Here is a 7,133-nt window from a genome sequence, read left to right as displayed (position 1 = left end):
GCCGCGGCCCGGGCGTCCAGGCCCGGGCCGCGGCCCCGCCCCGGCGCGTGTCGGCGCGTGTCAGCGCGGTGTCATCGGCCGCGGCGCTGGTAGGTCCGCACCGACAGCGGGACGAAGACGGCGAGCAGCAGCGCCGACCAGCCGAGCGTGGCGGCGACCGGGTGCGCCAGCGGCCACGCCAGGCCGGCGCCGTCCGCGGGCGCGCCCGGGTTGCCGAACAGGTCGCGGCAGGCGGCGGTGAGGGCGCTGACGGGGTTCCAGTCGGCGATGACCTGCAGCACCGTGGGCATCCCGCCGGTGGGGACGAAGGAGTTGGACAGCATGGTGACGGGGAACACCAGCGGGATGAGCTGGTCGGCGGTCTGCTCGTTCCTCACCACCAGGCCGAGGTAGCACCCGGCCCAGCTCAGCGCGTACCGCATCAGCGCGAGCAGCAGGAACGCCTCGGCGGTGGGCCACACGCCGCCGTGGGCGCGCCAGCCGACCAGGAGCCCGGCGGCGGCCATGACGGCCAGGCCGAGGACCCCGCTGAGGATCTCGGCGCCGGTCTGCCCGAACGGGACGGCGGAGCGGGCGACGGGCATGGACCGGAACCGGTCCATGACGCCGCGGGAGGCGTCGGTGGCCACGCGCAGGGTGACGGCCATGGTGGCGGTGAAGGTGACCATCGCGAACAGGCCGGGCATCAGGTATTCGCGGTAGTTCCCGCCGCCGGGCACGGTGATGGCGCTGCCGAACACGTACCCGAACAGCACCACCATCGTCGCGGGGAAGATCAGCGCGCCGATAAGCTCGCCGGGCTCCTGGCGGAGGCGCGACAGTTCGCGGCCGATGAGGGTGAGGCCGTCGGTGAGGGTCCAGCGGAGGCGCCCGGCACGGGAGGCGGGCGCGGTGAGGGCGGTCATCGGACGGCCTCCTTCCGCCGCCGGGCGGCGCCGGGGGTTTCGGTGGTTTCGGTCGTGGTGCCGGCGGGGCCGCCGGTGAGGCGCAGGAACACCTCGTCCAGGGTGGGGCGGCGCAGCGCGACGTCGGCGACGGTGACGCCGGCGCGGTCCAGTTCGCGGACGACGTCGGCGAGCCGGACGGTCCCGGCGGCGAGCGGGACCGACAGGCGCCCGGCGTCCAGGGCGGGGTGTGCGCCGGCGAGGCGGTGCAGGACGCCGGCGGCGCCGCCGGCCGCGGCGGGGTCGTCCAGGACGACGTCGAGCCGGTCGCCGATGGAGGCCTTGAGCCGGTCCGGGGTGCCGGTGGCGATGACGCGGCCGCGGTCGACGACGGCGATGTCGTCGGCGAGCCGGTCGGCCTCGTCCAGGTACTGGGTGGTGAGCAGGACGGTGGTGCCGTCGGCGGCCAGCTCGCGGACGGCGTCCCAGATCTCGCCGCGGCCGCGGGGGTCCAGGCCGGTGGTGGGCTCGTCCAGGAACAGCACCTGGGGCCGCAGGATCAGGCTCGTGACCAGGTCGAGGCGGCGGCGCATCCCGCCGGAGTAGCCGGCGACCCGCCGGTCGGCGGCCTCGGCGAGCCCGAACCGCTCCAGCAGCTCGTCGGCCCGGCGGCGCGCGTCGCGGCGCGACAGGTGGTAGAGGCGGCCGAACAGGCGCAGGTTGCCGCGCCCGGTGAGCTTCTCGTCGACGGCCGCGTACTGCCCGGCCAGCCCGATCCGCTCCCGCACCCGGTCGGGGTGCCGGGCGACGTCGTATCCGGCGATGCGGGCGCTGCCGGAGTCGGCGTCGGCGAGGGTCGCCAGGATCCGCACCGCGGTGGTCTTTCCCGCGCCGTTGGGCCCGAGGACCCCGCAGACCGTCCCGGCGGGGACGGTGAGGTCGAGGCCGTCGAGGGCCTGGGTGTCGCCGAAGCGCTTGCGCAGCGCCTCGGCGACCACGATCGGTTCGCCGGTCACGAGGGGCCTCCAGCACTATCTGAGTACGATGTACGCAACTGATGGACGCCAGCGTAAACAACTGGGTACGTCGTACGCAACTAGGATGCTCGGAAGGCGAGGGCGAGGAGGACCGGTGTCAGGCGGCGACTTCGTGAGCATCTGGTCGGTCCCCGAGCGGCCCGAACGGCAGGGACGCGGGCCCCGCCCCGCCTACAGCCGCACCCAGATCACCGAGGCGGCCATCCGGATCGCCGACGCCGACGGCCTGGACGCCGCGTCCATGCGCCGCATCGCCGCCGACCTCGGCACCGGCGCGATGTCGCTGTACCGCTACGTCCCCTCCCGCGACGTCCTGCTCGACCTGATGGCCGACCACGTCCTGGCCGAGATGGACATGCCCGCCCGCCCGTCGGGCGACTGGCGCGCCGACCTGGCCCTGTTCGCCGAGCGGACCCGCGCGGTGTGGAGGCGGCACCCCTGGCTGGCGGGCCTGCACCGGCCGCGCGCCGTGCCCGGCCCCAACCGGCTGCGGCTGACGGAGTTCGCGTTCGGCGCCCTGGACGTCGGCATCCCCATCGACGAGATGTTCACCCTGCTGGACATGCTCGGCGGCTACGTCGAGCGGGTCGTGCGCGGCGAGATCGAATGGGCGCGCGAGAGCGAGCAGACCGGGATGACGCCCGAGCGGTGGATGATGCAGAGCGGCCCCTACGTCCGCGAACTGCTGGAGAGCGGCGCGTACCCGATGTTCGAGCGCATCGTCATCGACGCGCGGCTGCCGCACATGACGCCCGACGAGCAGTTCCGCTACGGACTGGACCGCGTCCTGGACTGCATCGCCGCCGTCCTGCCGTCCCCCTGACCCTCCCCCGCCTGCCAGGACGCAGGCGCGGGCGTGCGCGGGCGTGCGCGGGCGGGCGTGGGCAGCGTGGGTCTCCCCGGCAGGGATCGAACCTGCGCTTCCGGCTTCGGAGGCCGGTGCTCTGTCCGCTGAGCTACGGGGAGCGGGACCCCGCCCCCAGGGTGACAGCGGGGGCGGGGCGGCGACCCCGATGGGATTCGAACCCACGGCGTCCGGCGTGACGGGCCGGTGCTCTGACCGCTGAGCTACGAGGTCGTGAACGTCGAAAAAGGCAACCGGAGACGGAAAGGGCCGCTCTTCCGGGGTGGGAAGGCGGCCGCCGCGCGGGGCGCGGACGTCAGGGGGCCGCCGGCCCGGTGACGCGGGCCCGGTCGCGATCGCGGTCGCGGCGTCGCCGTCGGCGCATCATGATCGCTCCCTCCGGTGCCGGGGGCCGCCGGTCCTCGCGGCGCCCACGTGATCTCCAGGGTGCCCGCGCCGCCCGCCCGGCCGCAACGCGTTTTCCCGGCGGGGGACGTTTCCATTGAGTGGAACGATGAAGTTCCCGCACGCGTCCGGCATGGCGAGGGTGGAAACCGGGGATCTGCGTGCGTGCGCGGGTCCGCGCGCACAACCCCGCAAGCGAGGAGGAGCGATGGCGTTGCTTGACCCCGGCGTCTGGACCGGGAAGATCTTCGACGGTGGCTGGACCACCGCCGCCGGCGGCGTCTACGACGTCACCGAGCCCGCGACCGGAGGGACGCTCGGCACCCTGGGCCAGGCCTCCGCCGCGGACGTCCAGCGCGCCGCCGAGACCGCCGCCTCCGCGCAGCGCGACTGGGCCGCCCGCACCTACGAGGAACGCGCGGCGGTGCTGCGCCGCGCCGGGCGCCTGTTCGAGGACCACGCCGCCGAGGTCCAGGACTGGATCGTGCGCGAGTCCGGGTCGATCCCGCCCAAGGCGGAACTGGAGGCGCACTTCGCGGCGAGCCTGTGCTACGAGTCGGCGGCGCTGGCCTCCCACCCGCAGGGGCTGGTCCTGCCGTCGGCGCAGCCGAGATGGAGCCTGGCACGGCGCCGCCCCGCCGGGGTCGTCAGCGTGATCGCGCCGTTCAACTTCCCGCTCATCCTGTCGATGCGGTCGGTCGCGCCGGCGCTGGCGCTCGGCAACGCCGTGCTGCTCAAGCCCGACCCGCGCACCGCGGTGTGCGGCGGTGTGACCGTCGCGCGGATCTTCCAGGAGGCCGGGCTGCCGGCGGGCCTGCTGCACCTGCTGCCCGGCGGCCGCGAGGCCGGCGAGGCGGTCGTGGCGGCGCCGGAGGTGCGGGTGGTGTCGTTCACCGGCTCCACCGCCGCCGGACGCAAGATCGGCGAAGTGTGCGGGCGGCTCCTCAAACGCGCCCACCTGGAACTCGGCGGCAACAACGCGCTGATCGTCCTGCCCGGCGCGAAGGTCACCGACGCGGTGTCGGCGGGCGCGTGGGGCGCGTTCCTGCACCAGGGGCAGATCTGCATGACCTCCGGGCGGCACCTGGTGCACGAGAGCCTGCACGAGGAGTACGTCGCGGCGCTGGCCGACAAGGCCGACAAGCTGCCCGTCGGGAACCCGGCGTCCGGGCCCGTCGCGCTCGGCCCCATCATCGACGAAGGACAGCTCGCCCACGTCGACGAGCTGGTGCGCGGCACCGTCGCGGCCGGCGCGCGGCTCGCCGCGGGCGGCACCCACGAGGGCCTGTTCTACCGCCCCACCGTCCTGGCCGAGGTCACCCCGGACATGCCCGCCTACGCCCAGGAGGTGTTCGGGCCCGTCGCGCCCGTCGTGCCGTTCGCCACGACCGAGGAGGCGATCGCGCTCGCCGCGGCCAGCGAGTACGGGCTGTCGCTCGGCATCCTCGGCGACGTCGGGCAGGCCATGCGGATCGCCGACGCGGTCCCGACCGGGCTGGTCCACATCAACGACCAGACCGTCAACGACGAGCCCGTCGTCCCGTTCGGCGGGCTCGCGGCCTCCGGGAACGGGTCGCGGTTCGGCGGGCCCGACGCCAACATCGAGGCGTTCACCGAGACACAGTGGGTCACGATCCGCGACCAGATCGCCACCTACCCGTTCTGACCCCGCCCGGCCCGCGCCCCGGCGACCATCTCGGGGCGCGGCGGGGTGGTCGCCAGGGCGGTCAGGGCGTGTCGTGGCCGTGCAGGACGCGCACCAGCGCCACCCACTGGTCGGGATGGACGAACGCGACGACGGCGTCCCGCGGCACCCCCGCCGCGCGGAACGCCGCGTCCACCCGCCCCACCGATAAGCGCGGCGCAGCGAGGCGCGCGCGTGTTCTGGGTGTTGCGGGTGTTGTGGGGCCTTGGGGTCACGGTGGGTGTCCTCGGCTTGCGGCCTCGGCGGGCCGGTCGGGACGGGCCGCACCCGTGGCTCACCCCGGGGAAGCGCGCAGCGCGTGACCGGTGCCCGGCGGCCCGCCCGAAATGGTCGGCGGACGCTCGAAGGCCCTGGACACCGCAGGCGGAAGACACCGCAGACACCGCGAAAAACAGATCACGCCGGATCAGGGTGCGCCGGATCGGCGGCGCACGGCGGGCCCGCCGAGACGTCTCGGCGGGGGCCGCGGGAAGGTCAGGCGCCGGTGCGCGCTGGGCGGTCCAGGGCGGGGCGACGCTCACGCAGCCGGACGTACGCGGCCACGGAGACGGCCACCCGGGCCGCGCTCTTTGTCATACCTGACATGCGCGCCAGCGTAGTGCCGGGCCCGCGCCCGCCCCAATAGGTTTTCCCGCCCGTCACGTGACCGGACCTTAAAGATCGTTCACCATCCCGTTTAACCCACTTGACGTGGGCAATCACAATTCCACAACCCCCGGAACCGGAACCCCGCGCCGAGGTCGAGGAGGCCACATCGTGTACAGGACGCACGAGATGCGGATGGTCCGGATCGAAGAGTCCGGGCGTGAGGAATGGGCCTGCCCCACCTGCGGCCGCCGTATGCTGCTGCGCTGGCCACCGCACTACGAGAAGCAGGTCGTCGAGCCCGGCGACGCACGGGCCGGCCACATCGCCAGCTCAGCCGACACCGGCTCCGCCGACGTCCCATCAGGCACCTCCGCCGACGTCCCCGGCACGCCCGCGGGGACGTCCAACGGAGCACACAACGGCGGGCACAACGGCGCGGTGGACGACACCCCGGAGTCGCCGCAGCGGGCGAGCGCACGGCAATGGCGCAACGCGCGCCGCTGGCTGCGCGAGACCGGCGTCGACGCCGCACCCGCGCCCTCCGCCCGCACCCGCCTGGACCCCTCCGAACCCGTCTGACCCCGTCTGACCGACCAGCCCGAGCCTGCCCTGAGACCGAGGAGGGTGCGCCACGGCGCGTCAGGAGCCGTTCTAGCGGGTCAGGAGCGGGCCATCTCGGTGCGCAGCAGGTCCAGGCCCATCGGGCCCAGGTCCAGGGCGCGCCGGTGGAACTCCTTCAGGTCGAACGCCGCGCCGTCCCGCCGCCGCGCCGCCTCCCGCGCCTCCAGCCAGATCTTCTCCCCCAGCTTGTAGGCGATCGCCTGCCCGGGCCGTCCCAGATACCGGTCGATCTCGAACGCCACCACCGAGTCGGGATCGGGGCCCTTGTGCGCCCGCAGGAACTCGAAGCCCAGCTCAGGCGTCCACCGCTCCCCCTCGTGGAACCCCGTCCCGGCCGGGATCTTCAGCTCCAGATGCATCCCGATGTCCAGGATCACCCGCGCGGCGCGCAGCTGCTGCCCGCCCGCCAGCATCCCCAGCCGGTGCGCCGGATCCCGGTAATGCCCCAGTTCGTCCATCAACCGCTCCGCGTACAGCCCCCACCCCTCGCTGTGCCCCGGATGCAGCTCGCTCGACACCCGCTGGAACCGGTTCAGCACCGGGTTCAGCGTCGTCACACCCAGCTGCAGATGATGGCCCGGCGCGCCCTCGTGGAACATCGTCGACGGGACCGTCCACGTCACGATGTCGCCGGACGGGTCCTCCACCGTCCACCACACCGTCCCCGGACGCGACAGGTCCTCCGCCGGCGCCAGGTAGTAGATCCCCGACTCCACCGGCGGGATCCGGCAGTCGATCCGCCGCAGCGGCTCCGGGATGTCGAAGTGCACCCCGTCCAGATCCGCGATCGCCCGGTCGGCCAGCTCCTGGATCCACTTCCGGAACGACTCGGCACCCGTGATCCGGTACGCCGGATCGGCGTCCAGCGCCGCCAGCACCGCCGGCAGCGGCTCACCCGGCAGGATCCGCGCCGCCTCGTCCGCGATCTCCGCCCGGATCCGCGCCAGCTCCTCCCAGCCCCACGCGTACGTCTCCTCAAGATCAAGCTCCGTGCCCAGGAAGTCCCGCACCCCCAGCCGGTACCGGTCCGCGCCCAGCGCGTCCCGCTC

The 7,133-nt window shown here is 74.1% G+C and carries 6 protein-coding genes and 2 tRNA genes; 3 read left to right on the top strand and 5 right to left on the bottom strand.

What is annotated here, in order from left to right; genetic code table 11:
• Positions 1 to 71: 71 nt before the first annotated feature.
• Together ETD83_RS37500 and ETD83_RS37495 are read right to left on the bottom strand one after the other, a co-directional pair.
• Positions 72 to 905 carry an ABC transporter permease gene (locus tag ETD83_RS37500; RefSeq protein WP_138649948.1) on the bottom strand — a complete coding sequence of 278 codons (834 nt, stop codon included), beginning with the start codon at positions 903 to 905 and terminating at the stop codon, positions 72 to 74.
• Entirely contained in the window at positions 902 to 1,900 is a 999-nt protein-coding gene (locus ETD83_RS37495; RefSeq protein ID WP_205718096.1) for an ATP-binding cassette domain-containing protein, read from the bottom strand. Before ETD83_RS37495 ends, ETD83_RS37500 begins: the two co-directional genes overlap by 4 nt.
• A gap of 115 nt (positions 1,901 to 2,015) precedes the next feature.
• On the opposite strand from ETD83_RS37495, the gene ETD83_RS37490 reads away from it, so the two are divergent.
• Positions 2,016 to 2,744, top strand: coding sequence for a TetR/AcrR family transcriptional regulator (locus tag ETD83_RS37490; RefSeq protein WP_205718095.1), 729 nt, complete (start codon positions 2,016 to 2,018; stop codon positions 2,742 to 2,744).
• Between the two features lie 71 nt (positions 2,745 to 2,815).
• On the opposite strand, the gene ETD83_RS37485 is transcribed toward ETD83_RS37490, so the two are convergent.
• Together ETD83_RS37485 and ETD83_RS37480 are read right to left on the bottom strand one after the other, a co-directional pair.
• Positions 2,816 to 2,887, bottom strand: a tRNA-Arg gene (locus ETD83_RS37485).
• A gap of 39 nt (positions 2,888 to 2,926) precedes the next feature.
• Positions 2,927 to 2,999: transfer RNA gene (locus ETD83_RS37480), tRNA-Asp, on the bottom strand.
• A 379-nt stretch (positions 3,000 to 3,378) separates the two neighbouring features.
• On the opposite strand from ETD83_RS37480, the gene ETD83_RS37475 reads away from it, so the two are divergent.
• Both ETD83_RS37475 and ETD83_RS37470 read left to right on the top strand, forming a co-directional pair.
• Positions 3,379 to 4,836: a benzaldehyde dehydrogenase gene (locus tag ETD83_RS37475; protein ID WP_138649946.1), complete on the top strand. Its 1,458-nt coding sequence runs from the start codon at positions 3,379 to 3,381 to the stop codon at positions 4,834 to 4,836.
• A 795-nt stretch (positions 4,837 to 5,631) separates the two neighbouring features.
• The gene (locus ETD83_RS37470; protein WP_138649945.1) at positions 5,632 to 6,042 is read left to right on the top strand and encodes a hypothetical protein; all 411 of its coding nucleotides are present in this window, start codon (positions 5,632 to 5,634) and stop codon (positions 6,040 to 6,042) included.
• Between the two features lie 80 nt (positions 6,043 to 6,122).
• Here ETD83_RS37470 and ETD83_RS37465 read toward each other — a convergent pair.
• Positions 6,123 to 7,133, bottom strand: a 1,011-nt coding sequence (locus tag ETD83_RS37465; protein ID WP_138649944.1) for a DUF885 domain-containing protein, incomplete at its 5' end; no start/stop codon positions are given.

This window comes from Actinomadura soli (assembly GCF_005889715.1).
GTDB classification, from domain to species: Bacteria; Actinomycetota; Actinomycetes; order Streptosporangiales; family Streptosporangiaceae; genus Spirillospora; species Spirillospora soli.
Note: the sequence above shows the minus strand (reverse complement) of the source record. Positions and strands in the feature narration are given on the sequence as shown.

Bases quoted from the DNA above. Each gene is read 5' to 3' on its own strand.
- ETD83_RS37500 (WP_138649948.1), bottom strand. From the start codon at position 905: ATGACCGCCCTCACCGCGCCCGCCTCCCGTGCCGGGCGCCTCCGCTGG.
- ETD83_RS37475 (WP_138649946.1), top strand. From the start codon at position 3,379: ATGGCGTTGCTTGACCCCGGCGTCTGGACCGGGAAGATCTTCGACGGT.